Here is a 17457-nt window from a genome sequence, read left to right as displayed (position 1 = left end):
GCAGGCCTAACGCTTGGCCGCGCGCGGGTGGGCGGCGCGATAATTTGCCAGCAGGCTGGCGGCATCGACCTTGGTGTATATCTGGGTCGAACCAAGTGAGGCATGGCCCAGCAATTCCTGAAGACTGCGAAGGTCGGCGCCCGCGCTTAACAGGTGTGTTGCAAAGGAGTGGCGCAGCGCATGGGGTGTGGCCGTATCGGGCAGGCCGAGCGCGCGCCGCGCCTGCGCCATCGCGCGTTGAACCATGCCGGGGGAGAGCGGCCCGCCCTTGGCGCCGCGAAACAGCGGGGCTTCGGGCACCAGCGGCCACGGGCAAGCGGCGCCATATTCGGCCACCGCCGCGCGCACGATCGGCAGCACCGGCACCACCCTTTGCTTGCCACCCTTGCCGGTCACTTGCAGCACCTCGCCGAGCGTCGCATCGCGCCCGGTGAGCGATAGCGCCTCGGCAATGCGCAAGCCCGAGCCATACATCAGCAGCAGCACTGCGCGATCGCGCGCACCGACCCAGTCCTCACCCGCGAGGCCATCGACAAGATCAGCCAGATTGCTCGCCTCATCCGGCGTGACCGGGCGGGGCAGGCCTTTCTTGAGCCGTGGGCCACGCAGGCGCGGCGCGGCAGGTTCGGGATCGCCGGCCTGCGCTTTTGCAAAGGTAATGAAGGCTTTGAGGGCGGAAAGCTCGCGCGCGGCACTGGCGTTGCCGAGGCCTTCGGCGCGGCGCTGAGCAAGATGCGCGCGCAAGGCATGGGCCTCGACCCGCGCCACGCTTGCCCAATCGGCAAGGCCCTGTGCGGCGATCAATCGCTGCGCCGCATCGACATAGGCCCGCACGGTGTGGGGAGAGCGCCGCCGCGCATCGGCCAGGTGATCGCGCCATGCGGTGATAAGCTCCGCCCCGCTCATGCGGCAACCAGCGTATCAGCAACAATCTCGGCCAACAGCGCCTCAAGCAGCGGGCGTCCGACCGCCGTCACGCCAAGCGTCGCCTCTTTGCGCCAGATCAGGCCGAGCGTGCTGAGCCGCGCCACGGCGCTCTCGTCCACCAGATCGGCAAGGCCAAAGCGCGCGCCAAGTGTGGCGAGATCGACCCCTTCGGTAAGGCGCAGGCCCATCAACAGCGCTTCGGCCGCCTGTTCGGGCAAGGGCAGGGCGCGCTGCTCGGCGATGCCATGGCCGTGTTCAGCAACCGCGCGCAGGAAATTCTCCGGCTTCTTGTGCCGCACTGTCGCCACTCCGCCGCGCCGCCCATGCGCGCCGGGGCCGATCCCGGCATAATCCTGATAGCGCCAATAAGTGAGGTTATGGCGGCTTGCCTCGCCGGGGCGGGCATGATTGCTTGTCTCGTAAGCGGGCAGGCCTGCCGCCGCTGTCATGTCTTGCGTGATCGCAAAAAGGTCAGCCGCTGCATCATCGTCGAGCGGGGTAAATACCCCGCGCCGCACATCGCTGGCAAAGCGTGTGCCGGGCTCGATCGTGAGCTGGTAGAGCGAGATGTGCCCGGTGCCGTAGGCGAGCGCCGCGCCCAGTTGCGCCTGCCAGAGCGCGGGCGTGTGATCGGGCAGCGCATAAATCATGTCGAAATTGACGCGTTTGAAGCACTTTTGCGCCGTTTCGAGCGCTTTTCGCGCGCTTTCGCCGTCATGCAACCGGCCAAGCCAGCGCAAGGTGGCATCGTCGAAGGATTGGACACCCAATGACACGCGGTTGATCCCGGCATCCGCCAAGGCCGCAAAATTCTCCGCCTCGACCGAGGATGGATTGGCTTCGAGGGTGATCTCGATACCCTCGGCAAAGCCCCACAGCCGCTCGGCCTCAGCCAGCAAGGCTGCAACCAGCGCAGGCGGCATCAGCGAAGGAGTGCCGCCGCCGAAAAAGATCGAGGTAAGCGCCTCGCCGCCGGCCAGCGCCGCCTCATGCTGCATATCGGCAAGCAAGGCGCTCTGCCACGCGGCGACATCAACACCGGCGCGGACATGCGAGTTGAAATCGCAATAGGGGCATTTCTTGGCGCAGAACGGCCAGTGAATATAGAGCGCGCGGGCCATGGTGGCACCTTAGCGGCCAAACTGCTCCGCGACCAGCTTGGCAAAGGCATCGGCGCGGTGGCTGATGGCGTGCTTTTCTTCCGGCGCGATCTCGGCAAAGGTCTTGCTGCCGCCCGCAGGCACGAACACCGGATCATAGCCAAAGCCCATCGTGCCGCGCGGCGGCCAGACAAGCGCGCCCTCGCAGCGGCCTTCGTAGATGGCGTATTCGCCATCGGGCCAGGCAATCGCCAGCACACAGTGAAAGGCAGCCGCACGATCAACATCCGACCCACGCTCGGCGAGCATGCCTTCAACCTTGCCCATCGCCATGTACCAGTCGCGGCCCGGCGCGCCTTCAAACCATTGCCGTTCGGCCCAGTCGGCGGTGTAGACGCCGGGGCGGCCATCAAGCGCCGCCACGCTGAGGCCGCTATCATCCGCCAGTGCCGCCAGCCCCGAAGCCTCCGCCGCCGCACGTGCTTTCAGCAAGGCATTCTGCGCAAAGGTAGTGCCCGTCTCGGCCGGCTCCGGCAGGCCGAGCGAGCCTGCCGCAATGCAGGTCATGCCATAAGGCTTAAGCAGCGCGCCGATTTCCTTGAGCTTGCCCGCATTATGCGTTGCAATCACCAGCGAGCCGGAGCCGAGACGGCGTGTCATTTCACCGCATCCAACTGCGCAGCAAAGATCCGGTCACAGCCAATCCGGGCGAGGCGCAGGAGGCGCAGCAGGCCTTCCTCGTCATAGGTTGCGCCTTCGGCGGTCGCTTGCACTTCGGCGATCTGCCCGCCTGAAAGCAGCACGAAATTGCCATCCGCTTCGGCGTTCGAATCCTCGTCGTAATCGAGATCAAGCACCGGCGTGCCCTTGTAGATGCCGCAGGAAATGCCCGCGACCTGCGCGGTGATCGGATCATGCTTGATATCGCCCGCCGCGATCAGGCCGTTTACAGCCAGACGCAGCGCAATCCACGCGCCCGAAATCGCCGCGGTGCGGGTGCCGCCATCGGCTTGCAGCACATCACAATCGAGCGTGATCTGCCGCTCACCCAGCTTTTGCAGATCGACAACCGCGCGCAAGCTGCGCCCGATCAACCGCTGGATTTCCTGCGTGCGGCCCGATTGCTTGCCTTTGGCGGCTTCACGGCTGCCGCGGGTGTGGGTGGCGCGCGGGAGCATCGAATATTCCCCGGTCACCCAGCCTTCGCCCTTGCCACGCAGCCACGGCGGCACGTTGCGTTCAACGCTGGCGGTGCACAGCACCCGGGTATCGCCAAAGCTGATGAGGCACGAGCCTTCGGCATGCTTGGTAAAGCCGGTCTCGATAGCGATGGCGCGCATTTCATCGGGCGCGCGTCCTGAAGGGCGCATGGGGGTCTCCGTTAATGTGTCGCGGCCAATAGGCGCGGGCCACTTGCCGCGGCAAGCGCAAACACTAAGAATAGCGCCATGGCCTCTGTCCCCATCACCGAATTGACCGATCGCGCGCGTGAAATCTTCCGCCGCGTTGTGGAAGGTTACATCGACAGCGGACAGCCGGTCGGATCGAAAACGCTGGCGGCGGATGGCACGCTCAATCTCTCGCCCGCCTCGATCCGCTCGGTGCTGGCTGATCTCGAATCGCTCGGCCTGCTGGCGGCGCCGCACACCAGCGCCGGGCGTTTGCCGACCGATGCGGGCCTGCGGATCTTTGTCGATGGCATGATGCGTGTCGCCGAGCCGACCGTGCAGGAACGCGCCGCGATCGAAGCGCGGCTTGCCGAAGCCGGCCCGGTCGAAGCGGCACTGGCGCAGGCGAGTGCGATCCTGTCCGATCTTTCAGGCGCGGCGGGCATGGTGATGATTGCCCCGCGCGAACAGCGTCTGGCGCAGTTCAGCCTTGTCGATCTCGGGCAGGGCCGGGCGCTCGCGGTGCTCGTCGGCGAGGATGGCGGGGTGGAAAATCGCATCGTCACGATTGGCGGCGCGTTGAGCCCCGGCGCGCTTGATCGGGCCTCGAATTACATCACGGCGCGGCTCGCGGGGCGAACCCTGGCCGAGGCCGCACAGATGATGCGCACCGAAATCGCGGCAGGCCGTTCGCAGCTGGATGATGCCAGCCGCGATCTGGTGGAACGGGGGTTGGCGGTGTGGAGCGCCGATGCCGCCGCGCGTCCGGTGCTGATCGTGCGCGGCGCGGCCAATCTGCTCGACGAAGCCGCGCTCGGCGATATTGAACGCGTGCGGATGCTGCTTGAGGATCTCGAGAACAAGCAATCAGTGGCCGAGCTGCTTGATTCGGCGCGCGAGGCCGAGGCCACCCGGATTTTCATCGGTTCGGAAAACCGCCTGTTCGCGCTGTCAGGTTCTTCGGTGATTGCCTCTCCCTATCGCGATCGCGAGGGGCGCGTGGTCGGTGTGCTGGGTGTTATCGGGCCAACGCGGTTGAATTACGCGCGCGTCGTCCCCATGGTGGATCTGACAGCCCGTTCGCTGGGCAAGCTGATTGCATGAAACCGTAATTTCAGGTCGGAAACCAGACACCATGATCGATAATGACAAGCCGCTGGATGAAGCGGCACAGGAAGATGTGAACACCACCGAAGAAGGCGCAGAGGACAGCGTCGAAGAGGCGTTGGATGCGCTGCGCCGCGATCTCGAGGCCGCCAAGCAGGATGTGCTTTATGCGCAGGCCGAAACCCAGAACGTGCGCCGCCGTCTGGAGCGCGAGAAGGACGAAGCGCGCGCCTATGCCGCAACCGGCTTTGCCCGCGATATCCTGAGCGTGGCCGACAATCTCCAGCGCGCGATTGCCGCAATTCCCGATTCCTTGCGCGAAGACGAGGCGATGAAAGGGCTGGTGTTCGGCATTGAGGCGACCCAGCGCGAACTCGAAAAGGTTTTCGCCAGCCACGGGATCACGCGCATTGCCGCGACCGGCCTGCCGCTTGATCCCAATCAGCATCAGGCGATGATCGAAGTCCCCTCGGATGATGCCGAGCCCGGCACCATCGTGCAGGAATTGCAGGCGGGCTGGATGATCAAGGATCGCTTGCTGCGCGCGGCGATGGTGGCGGTGGCGAAGAAGCCGGACTGATCAAGGCAAAAGGCGCGCGCGGTCTCAATCTGAACATTTGTTCATTTTGAAGCGGTGAAAGCTGTCTCACCCACGATGGACGGTGGAACGGACTGAGGGTCTTTCCTGTTGATTCTTTATGGTTTCAACAAGGAGGACCTTATGACCAACCGTCTGAAAATCGCCGTGATCGGTGCCGCATCGACCGTGATGCTTGGCGCATGTGCAGGCAATTATGCGGGCGAGGGCGCGCTGGGCGGCGCCGCCGTGGGCGCGGCCGCGACGGCTGCAACCGGCGGCAATCTCGCGCGCGGCGCGGCGGTCGGGGCTGCTGTTGGCGGGGTCGGCGGCGCTTTGATCCGCAAGAACGGCCAGTGCTACCGCGTTGATCGGCGTGGGCGCGAACGCCGTGCGCGTTGTTAAAGACAATCAGGCGGACAGGGTCGCCCCCGGAAAGCGCACCAGTGTTTCATAGGCGGCCCTGCCTGCCGCGCCTTCAACCGCGAAGCCCGACCTCAGCATGAAGGCGTGCTGCACGATCATCGCCTGCTGTTCGATCCCGTAGGCCGTAAGCGGTTTGCCCGGCACCAAGGTGTAGCGATAGCGGCAGAACGGGTGGCGGGCGAGGGGCAGATACCAGCGCCCGCGCGTCTGGGCCTGCCAGACATGCACCATCTCGTGAATGAAATGGCCTTGCAGATGGAGCGGTGCGGCAGCGAAATCATCGCAATAGGCTTCAGCCTGCGGGTGAAAGTGCAGATGACCCATCGGCGCCATCGTAATCCAGCGCGGCTGAAACGGCAGGAATGTGCGGCGCCGGATCGTGACCTGCGCATAGGCAATCGCATTACCAAACATGCCGCGTGCCAGCGCCACCTCACCATGGGTCAAGGCGCGGCTGCCACCCACCGGACAGGCCGGGGCAATGCCCGCAGCCTGATCGGTTGAACCTCGCGAATTCAGCGTTCAGCCCCCGGCGCCATGATGTCGGCCTCAAAGCTGTGGGTGGTGCCGCCCGACATGGTGAGCGTGACCTTCACCTTGCCACCCGGCGCCCAGTCCGCGGGCGGCTCCATCGCCATCAGGTGCAGGCTGCCCGGCTTGAATGACACTTGCGTGCCCTTTTTCAGCGCGACAGGCAGCGCTTCCATCATCTGCACTTTGTAATCATATTCGCCATAGTCGTGCATCATCGTCATGCCCGCACCTTCGACATCGGCCTTGCGAATGGTGAGGCCCTTGTCGCCTTCATAGGCGATATCGAAATAGACGACGGCCGGATTGGTCTTGACGGCATTGAGCACGAGCCGCGCATTGGTGACAGTCAGCCCGGCAACTGTCCCTGGCGTAGCCGCCTCGGTGCCGGCACCTTGTTCCGGCGCGCCGGAACAGCCGCTCACGACCATCAGCGCTGCGGCAAGGCCTGCTGCACCCAAGCCGCCCATACGCGCAGCAAGGCTTCGTCCCATTCTCTCCACCATTGCGATCTTTCTCCTTCAAAGCGCCGCAGCGCATGGTGCAACAACTAGGCGCGGCAATCTCTTGTGCCAAGCAAAACCGCTCCTATATCCGCGTCACAAACGAGCCGCCGAGGCGCTTTGCCGGATCATCGGGAAGCGTCGCGGGGCGGTGTCAAACCTATGAATGGATGGGATATTATGGGCAAAGTTATCGGTATCGACCTCGGCACCACCAATTCCTGCGTCGCGGTGATGGACGGGGGCAAACCCAAGGTTATCGAAAATTCCGAAGGCGCGCGCACCACGCCCTCGATCGTCGCTTTCACCAAGGATGGGGAACGGCTGATCGGGCAACCGGCCAAGCGTCAGGCCGTCACCAACCCCGACAACACCCTCTTCGCGATCAAGCGTCTGATCGGTCGCCGCTTCGACGATCCGCTGACCAAGAAGGACATGGAACTCGTCCCCTACACGATCACCAAGGGCAAGAATGGCGATGCCTGGGTGAATGCGGGGGGCGAAGATTACAGCCCGTCGCAGATTTCCGCCTTCATCCTGCAAAAGATGAAGGAAACCGCCGAGAGCTATCTCGGCGAAACCGTCACGCAGGCCGTGATCACCGTGCCTGCCTATTTCAACGACGCCCAGCGTCAGGCGACCAAGGATGCAGGGCAAATTGCCGGCCTTGAAGTGCTGCGCATCATCAACGAGCCGACCGCGGCTGCGCTCGCCTATGGGATGGACAAGGATGATGGCAAGACCATCGCCGTCTATGACCTTGGCGGCGGCACCTTCGATATCTCGATCCTCGAAATCGGGGACGGTGTGTTCGAAGTGAAGTCGACCAACGGCGACACCTTCCTTGGCGGGGAAGATTTCGACAACGCGATTGTCGAGCATCTGGCTGCCACCTTCAAGAAGAAGGAAGGCATGGATCTCAAGACCGACAAGCTCGCGCTCCAGCGGCTCAAGGAAGCAGCGGAAAAGGCCAAGATCGAGCTGTCGTCGTCGGCGACCACCGAAATCAACCTGCCTTTTATCACCGCCCGCATGGAAGGCGGCGCCACCACCCCGCTCCACCTCGTGGAAACGATCACCCGCGCCGATCTCGAAAAGATGGTCGGCGATCTGATCCAGCGCACGCTCGAGCCCTGCAAGAAGGCGCTGGTCGATGCCGGGATTTCCAAGGATCAGGTTGATGAGGTGATCCTCGTCGGCGGGATGACCCGCATGCCCAAGGTGCGCGAAGTCGTCGAACAGTTCTTTGGCGCCAAGCCGCACACCGGCGTAAACCCCGATGAAGTCGTCGCCATGGGCGCGGCCATTCAGGCCGGCGTGCTGCAGGGCGATGTCAAGGACGTGCTCCTGCTCGACGTGACCCCGCTCAGCCTCGGCATCGAAACGCTCGGCGGCGTGTTCACCCGCATGATCGATCGCAACACCACCATCCCGACCCGCAAGACCCAGACCTATTCGACCGCCGAAGACAACCAGAACGCGGTGACGATCAAGGTCTTCCAGGGCGAGCGCGAGATGGCGGCGGATAACAAGCTGCTTGGCAATTTCGACCTGATCGGCATTCCGCCCGCTCCGCGCGGCGTGCCGCAGATCGAAGTGACCTTCGATATCGACGCCAACGGGATCGTCTCGGTCAGCGCCAAGGACAAGGGCACCGGCAAGGAGCAGACGATCAAGATCCAGGCTTCGGGCGGCCTCAGCGATGCTGACATTGATCAGATGGTCAAGGACGCGGAAAAGTTCGCCGAGGAAGATAAGAAGCGCCGCGCCATGGCCGAAGCGCGCAACCAGGCCGATAGCCTCGTGCATTCGACCGAGAAGCAGCTTGCCGAACATGGCGACAAGATCGATGCGGCCACCAAGTCCGAAGTCGAGGCTGCGGTTGCCGCCGCCAAGACCGCGCTCGAAGGTGATGATGCCGACGCGATCAATGCCAAGGCGCAAGAGCTGACGCAGGCCGCGATGAAGATGGGCCAGCAGATCTACGAACGCGAACAGGCGCAGGGCGCTGATGCGGCGGCTGCGGGTGCGGGCGAAGACGCCGCGCCGCAGGAAGACGTGGTCGACGCCGAATTCTCCGAAGTCGACGAAGACAAGAAGGGCTGAGGCCCACCCTCGTGATGACCTGCCCAGTCATTCCGGCATAGGTCGGGGCCCAGCGTGTGAGGCGGCGCCTTGCATGTCCGGGTCCCGGCCGCAGCGGGGGTGACGGGCAGGGTTCGGAAGACAGCCCAGACCATGTCCAGCGCCCAACTCGATTACTACGCCACGCTTGAAGTCTCCCGCGATGCCGATGGGAACGCGCTGAAGAGCGCTTACCGCAAGCTCGCCATGAAATATCACCCGGATCGCAATCCGGGCGATGCCGAATGCGAGGCCAAGTTCAAGGCGATCAACGAGGCCTATGATTGCCTCAAGGACCCGCAGAAGCGCGCGGCCTATGATCGCTTTGGCCATGCCGCCTTTACCCAGGGCATGAATGGTGGCGGCGGCGGCGGACCGTTTGGCGGCGGGTTCGGAGGCGGGCGCGGCGACTTTGCCGATATCGGCGATATCTTCGAGACAATCTTCGGCAGCGCCTTTGGCGGGGGTGGGGGCGCGCAGCGTGCCCAGAACCGGCGCGGCGCCGATCTGCGCTATGATATGCAGATCACGCTCGAAGAAGCCTTCGATGGCAAAACTACCGAGATCGAGATCGAAGTCTCCCAGGCTTGCGAAACCTGCGATGGCAGCGGCGCCACACCCGGTACGAGCGAGCGCACCTGCAACCTGTGCAACGGCATGGGTTCGGTGCGCGCCAAGCAAGGCCTGTTCGTGATCGAGCGGCCATGCCCGGCATGCGGCGGGCGCGGCGTGGTGATCGAGGATCCCTGTCGCGATTGCCGCGGCGAGGGGCGGGTGGATCGCCTGCAAAAGCTAAAGGTCGATATCCCCGCCGGGGTCGATACCGGCACCCGCATCCGCCTGGCCGGGAAAGGCGAGGCGGGGCAGCGCGGCGCGCCGGCGGGCGATCTCTATATTTTCATGCATGTGAAACCGCACCCCGTCTTCGAGCGCGAAGGCACCACATTGGCGACGCGGGTTCCGGTCAGCTTCACCACCGCCGCACTTGGCGGCAGTGTCGACATTCCCGATCTTGCGGGCGGCACCAACACCATCGAAATTCCCGCCGGGATCCAGTCGGGCAAGCAGCTGCGCAAGCGCGGGGCCGGGATGCCGGTGCTGCAAGGGCGCGGACGCGGCGATCTGGTGGTGGAGATCGTCGTTGAAACCCCGACCAAGCTCAGCCGCCGCCAGCGCGAATTGCTTGAGGAATTCGCGGCCACCGAAACGGGTGAGGAATGCCCGGAAAGCCGCGGCTTCTTTGACAAGCTCAAGGATGTCTTCGGCGGGTAATCAGTCTGCGCCCATCCGTTCGCGGACTTCGGCGCGCAATCCTGCGATCAACCCGGCATCAAGCCGCCCGGCCTGATCTTCCTCGTCCAGAATGGCGAGGAAGGCTGCACGCTTGTGCCGCGCTGTGGCAGCGTGAGGCAGTCCGCCGGGCACGCTGGAGGCGATCAGATCGACCATGCGTTCCGCGCCGTGCAAACGGCCCCACAGGTAATCATTCTCGCGATAGGCGCGGCTGAAAAAGGCCCCGAAGTTGTAGAACTCGATCCCCCGCAAAGTGGCCGCGGTGCCGCCTTCGCGGATCGAGCGCGCATCTTCCGGCGAGATGCGATCAACCTTCACCGGGTTGAATTCGTCGAGCCCTTCGCGCTGCAGCAGCGGCAGGGTGGCGACATCATAAAAAGGAAAACCGAGATAGGTGAGCAGCATCCGCCGCTTCAATTCCTTGGGCATGGCCTCCAACGCGGTGACGAGCAATGCCTCGGCATGGAGATCGGTTTCGGGCAAGAGACGTTCCTGCGCCAGAAAATCGAGCACCGCACCGGGCCGTTCCAGCACGCCGCGCGCCAATTCGCGGAAATCATCGCGCAGCATCGCGCTGTCATCCGCGCGGTAATAAAGCGCAAGGATCGCATAGATCGCCTCGCGGGCGGCATCGCGCGCCTCATCGGGGATCGCCGGATCGGTCTGCCATTCGCGTGACAACTTCTGGGTCAGCAATTGCAACCGCCGGACACGGAAGCCGATATCATGCGCGCGGAAAAAGGCGATTGCCTCCGCGCTCGCCGCACCTCCGCTCTGCGTCAACCCTTCGAGCCCGCGCGACGCCAACTCATCGCGCAGCACATCGGCAATCAGCGAGGCATCGCCCAGCCCAAGCTCGGGCGCTGCGGCATGAGTCAGCCGAGCAAGCCGTGTGATGATCCCGCTGAACTTGGTTGCGGTGTAAGCGGCAAAGGCAAAGCCAGATTGCGCCGCCGCCGCAGTCTGGGCCTTGGCGCGCCATCCGGCGAGCCGCTTGGACGTGGGCCGGTCGAGGAAGAAGGTGTAGCCGAACAGGCGTTCCACCGCTGCGTCGATTTCGCTTTCCATGCCCTGCACGATGGCGCGCAAGCGCCGCGCATCGCGCGATTGCTGTTCGATCCGTTCCAGATCATCGCGGATCGGCTGTTCGCGCGGGATGGTGGAGAGCGCGCCGAAAATCGCGCCGAAGAAGCCGATCCTCGCACTTTCGCCCAAGGCCGGTGCGCGGCTGCGATCGGGGCGCGGGTCGATATAGACAAAGCGCCGGTCAACCTCGCGGTTGGCAGATCTTCCGTGGAGCGCATCAAGCGCGGCTCCGAACGGCGCGTTGACGAGCACCGCCCCATCGATCAGCGCTGCGCTGTCAATCGTGCCATCACGGACATGCTCGGGCATGATGCGGCGGAGGAATGCCATGCGCGATCCCCATTCTTGCCCTTGGGCAAGGGCAAGCTGATCGATCTCCTCGATCATCAGCGGCGGGAACGCACCCGGAAAACTTGCCGTGGCGCGTGCGGCGAGCACCAGTTCAAGCCTGTCCGCCAAGTGCGGCTGCGCGGTATCGGCCACCTTGGCGCGAAAGCGGATCGGCAGGCGATGTTCGGTCTCGGCCACGATGGCCGGCGAATGAAGCCGCAGCATTTCGGCATGGCCACGAAAATCCGTCGCGGTCACCGCCAGATCTACCGCATGGCCGGGCGGGAGCAGCGGCACCCCATCGCCCTGCTGCGCCATATGAGTCAGCGCCTCGTACAGCATCGCGGAAAAGCGCGCGCCGGAAAAGGGCGGTGCAAACCAGCGTAGCCGCACGAAATGGGAGACTTTCTCGCGCACTTCGCGGCGGGTTTCGGGGGCCACCGTCGCGCTCACCGTGTTGCCGGGGCGCTTCAGGAACCACTCGGCGATCGGCTGCGCCCAGAACTTGGCATGGCGCCAATAAGGCTCAGCCTCGGGATCGGTCAGCTCGCTGACATCGGCATTGGTGAGCCACAGGTCGGTGAGTGGTTCGAGACTGTCCCCCGCATGCAGCGCCTGGGCAAGGAACACCGCGTTGATCCCGCCCGCGCTCGCCCCCGTCAGGATATCGGGGAGCACCCGCATGCGCAGATCATGGCTGTGTTCGATATCCGCGAGCAGCGCATGATAGGCACCTGCCACACCCGAAGGCGGCGCAGCGCCGGGCGTATGGAACACGCGGCTGGCGCGGGCCAGGTGCCAGATCTCCTTGGTGATGCCGTGCATGTAGACCGCAAGGCTCACCCCACCATAGCATACCAGAGCAAGACGCAGTTCTTTCTGCCGCATCTCGCAAGCTTGACGACAAAGCGGGCAAAGCGCAATTGCGTTCTTACTCTGTTCTGATAAACACTGGCCATGGCGAAGACGAAAAAACGCTTTGTATGCACATCATGCGGTTCGGTTTCGCCGCGCTGGCAGGGGCAATGTGCTGATTGCGGTGAATGGAACACGCTGGTCGAAGATGTCCCGGCGACGGTGTTCTCGCAGAAGCATGATCTCTCGCGCGGGGGGCGAGCGGTGGCGTTCGAACCGCTCAATCAGCCGGTTGCCCTGCCGGTGCGCAAGTCAACGGGGCTTGCCGAATTTGATCGCGCGCTGGGCGGCGGGCTGGTGCCCGGCTCGGCCGTGCTGATGGGCGGCGATCCGGGGATCGGCAAATCCACCCTGCTGCTCCAGACCGCGGCGACGATTGCGCGCGGCGGCAATGATGTTGTCTATGTCAGCGGCGAGGAAGCGGCCGGGCAGGTGCGGCTGCGCGCCGCGCGCATGGGCGTGGCCGATGCGCCGATCCGGCTCGCCTCGGAAACCTCGGTCCGCGATATCCTGACAACGCTGGGGCAGGGGCCTGCACCGGCCTTGCTGGTGATCGATTCGATCCAGACGATGCATTCCGACACCATCGAAGGTGCGCCGGGCACGGTCAGCCAGGTGCGGGGCTGTGCGCTTGAGCTGATCCGCTATGCCAAGGAAAGCGGCTGCGCGCTGGTGCTGGTCGGCCATGTCACCAAGGATGGCACGATCGCGGGCCCGCGCGTGCTTGAACACATGGTCGATGTGGTTATGAGCTTCGAAGGCGAGCGAAGCCACCAGTATCGTATCCTGCGCGCGCTCAAGAACCGTTTTGGCGCAGTCGACGAAATCGGGGTGTTTGCGATGGCCGCCGAAGGGCTGGAGGAAGTCGCCAATCCCTCGCTGCTGTTCCTCTCGGGTCGCGAAGCGCCGCTTGCGGGCAGCGCGGTGTTCCCGGCGCTTGAAGGCACAAGACCGGTGTTGGTCGAAATTCAGGCGCTGATCGTGCGGCTGCAATCGGGCGCGACCCCGCGCCGCGCAGTGGTGGGATGGGATAGCGGACGACTGGCCATGCTGCTCGCGGTGCTGGAATCGCGCTGCGGGCTCAATTTCTCTTCGGCCGAAGTCTATCTCAATATTGCCGGTGGCTACCGTCTGACCGATCCTGCGGCCGATCTCGCCGTGGCAGCCGCGCTGGTTTCGGCCTTGGCGGACAGGCCCTTGCCTGACAAATCGGCATGGTTTGGCGAGATCAGCCTCGCCGGGGAAATCCGCCCGGTTGCCCATGCCGGGCTGCGCCTGCGCGAAGCGGGCAAGCTGGGGTTTGCGCGCGGCTATGGCCCTGCCGGCACCCAGCAAGGGACGGGCGAGATTTCCTATCGTGCCCTGCCAGCGCTTGCGAACCTCGTTGACCAGGTGATGGCCAGCGCATAATCCAAGGCGCTATGGCCGGTCTGGATCTCATTCTGCTGTTCGTGATTGCGGTTGCCGGGATCGGCGGCTTCATGCGTGGCTTGGCGCAGGAGGTGTTCTCGCTTGCCGCGTGGTTCCTCGCGGCCTTTGCGATCCACTATCTCCATACCCCGCTGACGAGCATGTTGCAGACCTATCTCAATGCTGAGATGACGAGCGCGTTGCTCGGCTTTTCCTTGCTGCTGCTGGTTCCTTATGCCGCGATGAAAGTGATCGTGACCAATGTCAGCGAAGCGCCTGAAGGCGGCGTCATCGGGCCGGTGGACCGCGTGCTGGGGTTCGGCTTTGGCACGGTCAAAGGTGTGCTGATCGGGGTCTTCGCCTTTGCGATGCTGATGATCGGCTATCATGACACCTGGGGCTATCGCGGCCGCCCGGTATGGATAGTCACGGCGCGCAGCTATCCGGCGGTTGATACCTTTTCGCGTGAACTGGTGCCGCTGATTTCCGCCAAGCGCGAAGAGCTGCGCTCGGCCGAAGAGGCCCGCGATGCTGCCGCTGGCAAGGCGGCCAAAGGTCGATGACCCGAGACATCATGTGACGCTTTATACGCCGCCGATCCTCGCCCTGGCGACTGCGCTGGCCGATTTCCCGCTGACCGACAGGCTGGACCACCGCACCACGACCCGTTCACGCACCTGCGGCAGTGTCATCACGCTGGGCCTGACGCAGGACGCGGCAGGGCTGATCGAGGCGGTGGGGATGCAGGTTTCAGCCTGCGCCATCGGGCAGGCCTCGGCGGCGATCATGGCGCAAGGTCTGATCGGGCGCAGCGATGATGATGTTCGGGCGGTTCATCAAGACTTGAAGGATTGGCTGGCGGGCGAGGGGGACTTGCCGGAATGGCCGCAGATCAGTCTGCTCGCGCCCGCCTTGCCACACAAGGGGCGACACGGCGCGCTGCTCTTGCCGTGGACGGCGGCGGTTGAGGCGCTTTGCAGCGCCGAAGCAAGGCGCTAGGGGCTTTGGCACAAGAGATGCCCGTTCGCAGTGCGGGCCAAGGGGTTTGAGGGATATGGCAGAAGCCGAAGCGCTCGCCGCGCGACAGCCGAGCGAGCAGGAAATCCGGTTGGTGATCGGCGCATCAAGCGCGGGCACCATCTTCGAATGGTATGATTTCTTCATTTACGGCACGCTGGCCTACATCCTCAAGGATGCGTTCTACGACGTTGATAATGATACGCTGGGGCTGCTGCTGGTCTGGTCGACCTTTGCCGTGGGCTTTGCCTTCCGCCCGATCGGCGCCATCCTGTTCGGGTTTCTCGGCGACAAGCTGGGCCGCAAATACACCTTCCTCGTCACTGTAACCCTGATGGGGATCGCAACGGCCGGGGTCGGCTTTATCCCGACGGTCGCCAGCATCGGGATTGCCGCCCCGATCATCGTGATCATCCTGCGGGTGCTGCAAGGGCTCGCGCTCGGCGGCGAATATGGCGGCGCGGCGATCTATGTCGCCGAACACGCGCCGCCGGAAAAGCGGGGTTTTTACACCAGCTTCATCCAGGCGAGCGTAGCAGGCGGGTTCGTGCTCTCGATCATCGTGGTGCTGGCCTGCCGCTTCCTGATCCCGGCGGATGAATTTGCCGCCTGGGGCTGGCGCGTGCCGTTCCTGCTGTCGCTGATCCTGCTCGCGATCTCGCTGTGGATGCGGCTCAAGCTGTCGGAAAGCCCGGTGTTCCGCGCGATGAAGGAAGCGGGCGAGACGGCGGGCAACCCCTTTGTCGAAAGCTTCACCTATCCCGGCAATCCCAAGCGCATCTTTGTCGCGCTGTTTGGCATCACCGGCATCCTGACGACGATCTGGTACACCGCGTTCTTTTCGGGGATGAGCTTCCTGCGCGGACCGATGCATCTCGATGATCAGGTGGTCGAACTGATCCTGTTGGTGTCCGGCCTGATCGCGATGAGTTTCTATCTGATCATCGGCAAATGGTCGGACCGGGTCGGGCGCAAGCTGCCTATCATCATTGGCGCGCTTGCCACGCTGGTGTTGCTGTTCCCGGCGTTCTGGGGGCTGGGCGCGCTCGCCAATCCCGCGCTAGAGCGCGCCGCGCAGGCCACGCCGATCACGGTCAGCGGACCGCAATGCGTGACCGATCCTTTCGCCGAGCTGTTCAAGCGTGAACAATCCGATTGCGGCAAGATCCTTGAAACGCTGACAGCCTCGGGCGTGCCCTACACGTTGACGCCGGGTGACGCCCTGACACTTTCCGCCGGTGGCACGCCGATTGCGATTGCTCCGGCTTGGCTCGAAAGCGGCGCCGCGCGGCGCGAAGGCATCCATGCTGCGCTGGGGCAATTCGGGTTTGATTTCAGCAAGCAGAAGCCCGGTCTCGCCAATCTGGTCGGGATCGTGGCGATCCTGCTGCTGCTCGGGATGCTCTCGGCATTGACCTATGGTTCGGTGGCCGCGCTGCTGTCGGAGATGTTCCCGCCCAAGATCCGCTATTCCTCGATGTCGATCCCCTATCATATCGGGGCGGGTTATCTCGGCGGCTTCCTGCCGCTGATCGCAGGCGTGATCGTGGCGAGCACGGGGAATATCTACGCGGGCCTGTGGTATACATGGGCGGTGGTCGCCTTCGGCCTTGCGGTCGCCTGGTGGGGCATTCCGTGGGGGCCACCGAAAGATTTCGCGGATGATTGATGCGCTGGCCCCGCCGCCCCCCTCATTGAGGCTGGTGGTGGACAAGGACGCACTGGCTGCCAACTGGCGGGCGCTTGATGCGCTGTCCGGCAATGCCCGGGCTGGCGCGGCAATCAAAGCGGATTGCTATGGCCTTGGTCTCGCCAACTGCCTGCCCGCGCTGCGCGATGCCGGTTGCACGCAATTCTTCGTCGCCCATTGGAGCGAGGTGGCAGCCGCGCTCGCCCATGTCCCGCCGCAGCAGATTGCCGTGCTGCATGGGCCTTTGAACGCGGCCGATGCGTCCTATGCCGCAGCGAGCGGCGTGATCCCGGTGATCAATTCGCTTGATCAGGCGCGGCTCTGGCATGCGGCAGGTGGCGGGCTGTGCCACCTGATGGTCGATACCGGGATCAACCGCATCGGGATCGGCCGCGACGAGGCCGGCGATCCCGCGATTGCCGGGTTGCATATTGATCTGCTGATGAGCCATCTTGCCAGCGCGGATGAAGATAGCGCGATGAATGCGCGCCAACTGGCAGCCCTGCACGCAGCGGCGACGCAGATCCCGCACCAGCGCAAGAGCCTTGCCAACAGCGCGGGGATTGCTCTCGGCGCGGACTATGCCTTTGATGTCACGCGCCCCGGGCTTGCGCTTTATGGCGGGGTGCCGCGCGCAGAGCTTGCGGGCACGATCCGCCAGGTCGCGCGAATCGAGGCTGCCGTGATCCAGCGGCGGCGGCTCGCGGCGGGGGAGAGCGTCGGCTACAACGCCACCTTCACCGCCACCGCACCGCTGGAGGTTGCAGCCGTCTCGCTCGGCTATGCCGATGGCTTCCTGCGCTGCCGCGGGCCGGGCAATGCCCTGATGTTCGGCGATGCGCGGCTGCCGATCCTCGGCAAGGTCTCGATGGATATGGTGGTGGTCGATTGCACCGCCGCGCCCGATCTGGTGACGGGCGACTGGGTCGAAGTGCCCTTCGCCTTGCCTGACGCTGCGCAGCAAAGCGTTCTTTCGCAATATGAATTGCTGACGACGATCGGGAGCCGCCTGCGCCAATCCTGACAATTCCCG

17 protein-coding genes are annotated in these 17457 nt (G+C 64.3%); 10 read left to right on the top strand and 7 right to left on the bottom strand.

Annotation, left to right across the window (positions count from 1 at the left end; translation table 11 throughout):
* Window positions 1–6: 6 nt before the first annotated feature.
* The 4 genes from SOQ14_RS11790 to rph are packed head-to-tail and all read right to left on the bottom strand — an operon-like array spanning window position 7 to window position 3397.
* Window positions 7–906 carry a tyrosine recombinase XerC gene (locus SOQ14_RS11790; protein ID WP_322898316.1) on the bottom strand — a complete coding sequence of 300 codons (900 nt, stop codon included), beginning with the start codon at window positions 904–906 and terminating at the stop codon, window positions 7–9.
* Window positions 903–2048 (bottom strand): radical SAM family heme chaperone HemW, encoded by a 1146-nt coding sequence (hemW, locus tag SOQ14_RS11785; RefSeq protein WP_322898315.1) that lies wholly within the window; start codon window positions 2046–2048, stop codon window positions 903–905. Before hemW ends, SOQ14_RS11790 begins: the two co-directional genes overlap by 4 nt.
* 9 nt (window positions 2049–2057) lie before the next feature.
* Complete coding sequence (gene rdgB, locus SOQ14_RS11780; protein ID WP_322898314.1) at window positions 2058–2687, bottom strand: RdgB/HAM1 family non-canonical purine NTP pyrophosphatase; 630 nt, start codon at window positions 2685–2687, stop codon at window positions 2058–2060.
* Window positions 2684–3397 (bottom strand): ribonuclease PH, encoded by a 714-nt coding sequence (gene rph, locus SOQ14_RS11775; RefSeq protein ID WP_322898313.1) that lies wholly within the window; start codon window positions 3395–3397, stop codon window positions 2684–2686. The genes rdgB and rph overlap by 4 nt, the downstream gene beginning before the upstream one ends.
* A gap of 78 nt (window positions 3398–3475) precedes the next feature.
* Here rph and hrcA point away from each other — a divergent pair, with 78 nt between their 5' ends.
* From hrcA to SOQ14_RS11760, 3 genes are all read left to right on the top strand, one after another.
* Window positions 3476–4519 (top strand): heat-inducible transcriptional repressor HrcA, encoded by a 1044-nt coding sequence (gene hrcA / locus SOQ14_RS11770; RefSeq protein WP_322898312.1) that lies wholly within the window; start codon window positions 3476–3478, stop codon window positions 4517–4519.
* A 31-nt stretch (window positions 4520–4550) separates the two neighbouring features.
* Window positions 4551–5102 (top strand): nucleotide exchange factor GrpE, encoded by a 552-nt coding sequence (locus SOQ14_RS11765; RefSeq protein WP_322898311.1) that lies wholly within the window; start codon window positions 4551–4553, stop codon window positions 5100–5102.
* Window positions 5103–5243: 141 nt separating this feature from the next.
* Window positions 5244–5504: a hypothetical protein gene (locus SOQ14_RS11760; protein ID WP_322898310.1), complete on the top strand. Its 261-nt coding sequence runs from the start codon at window positions 5244–5246 to the stop codon at window positions 5502–5504.
* A 6-nt stretch (window positions 5505–5510) separates the two neighbouring features.
* Here SOQ14_RS11760 and SOQ14_RS11755 read toward each other — a convergent pair whose 3' ends face one another.
* Together SOQ14_RS11755 and SOQ14_RS11750 are read right to left on the bottom strand one after the other, a co-directional pair.
* Window positions 5511–5939: a vgr related protein gene (locus SOQ14_RS11755; protein WP_322898567.1), complete on the bottom strand. Its 429-nt coding sequence runs from the start codon at window positions 5937–5939 to the stop codon at window positions 5511–5513.
* Between the two features lie 101 nt (window positions 5940–6040).
* Window positions 6041–6562: a copper chaperone PCu(A)C gene (locus tag SOQ14_RS11750; RefSeq protein WP_322898309.1), complete on the bottom strand. Its 522-nt coding sequence runs from the start codon at window positions 6560–6562 to the stop codon at window positions 6041–6043.
* 177 nt (window positions 6563–6739) lie between these two features.
* Between SOQ14_RS11750 and dnaK the strand changes: the two genes are divergently transcribed.
* Both dnaK and dnaJ read left to right on the top strand, forming a co-directional pair.
* On the top strand, window positions 6740–8665 hold the full coding sequence (gene dnaK / locus SOQ14_RS11745) for a molecular chaperone DnaK (protein ID WP_322898308.1): 1926 nt from the start codon (window positions 6740–6742) through the stop codon (window positions 8663–8665).
* 132 nt (window positions 8666–8797) lie between these two features.
* Entirely contained in the window at window positions 8798–9955 is a 1158-nt protein-coding gene (gene dnaJ, locus SOQ14_RS11740; RefSeq protein ID WP_322898307.1) for a molecular chaperone DnaJ, read from the top strand.
* Here the strand turns inward: dnaJ and SOQ14_RS11735 are convergent, their stop codons facing one another.
* The gene (locus SOQ14_RS11735) at window positions 9956–12280 is read right to left on the bottom strand and encodes a patatin-like protein (protein ID WP_322898306.1); all 2325 of its coding nucleotides are present in this window, start codon (window positions 12278–12280) and stop codon (window positions 9956–9958) included.
* Window positions 12281–12349: 69 nt separating this feature from the next.
* Between SOQ14_RS11735 and radA the strand changes: the two genes are divergently transcribed.
* The 5 genes from radA to SOQ14_RS11710 are packed head-to-tail and all read left to right on the top strand — an operon-like array spanning window position 12350 to window position 17448.
* Window positions 12350–13717, top strand: a complete 1368-nt coding sequence (radA, locus tag SOQ14_RS11730) for a DNA repair protein RadA (protein ID WP_322898305.1) — start codon at window positions 12350–12352, stop codon at window positions 13715–13717.
* Between the two features lie 11 nt (window positions 13718–13728).
* Window positions 13729–14280 (top strand): CvpA family protein, encoded by a 552-nt coding sequence (locus tag SOQ14_RS11725; protein ID WP_322898304.1) that lies wholly within the window; start codon window positions 13729–13731, stop codon window positions 14278–14280.
* Window positions 14281–14293: 13 nt separating this feature from the next.
* A complete protein-coding gene (locus tag SOQ14_RS11720; protein WP_322898303.1) occupies window positions 14294–14716 on the top strand; it encodes an iron-sulfur cluster assembly scaffold protein in 423 nt (140 codons plus the stop codon).
* A 55-nt stretch (window positions 14717–14771) separates the two neighbouring features.
* Window positions 14772–16403 carry an MFS transporter gene (locus SOQ14_RS11715; protein ID WP_322898302.1) on the top strand — a complete coding sequence of 544 codons (1632 nt, stop codon included), beginning with the start codon at window positions 14772–14774 and terminating at the stop codon, window positions 16401–16403.
* Window positions 16396–17448 (top strand): alanine racemase, encoded by a 1053-nt coding sequence (locus SOQ14_RS11710; RefSeq protein WP_322898301.1) that lies wholly within the window; start codon window positions 16396–16398, stop codon window positions 17446–17448. The genes SOQ14_RS11715 and SOQ14_RS11710 overlap by 8 nt, the downstream gene beginning before the upstream one ends.
* Window positions 17449–17457: the final 9 nt, after the last annotated feature.

It is taken from the genome of Erythrobacter epiphyticus, assembly GCF_034653295.1.
GTDB lineage: Bacteria > Pseudomonadota > Alphaproteobacteria > Sphingomonadales > Sphingomonadaceae > Erythrobacter.
This window is presented reverse-complemented; position numbering and strand designations above follow the sequence as displayed.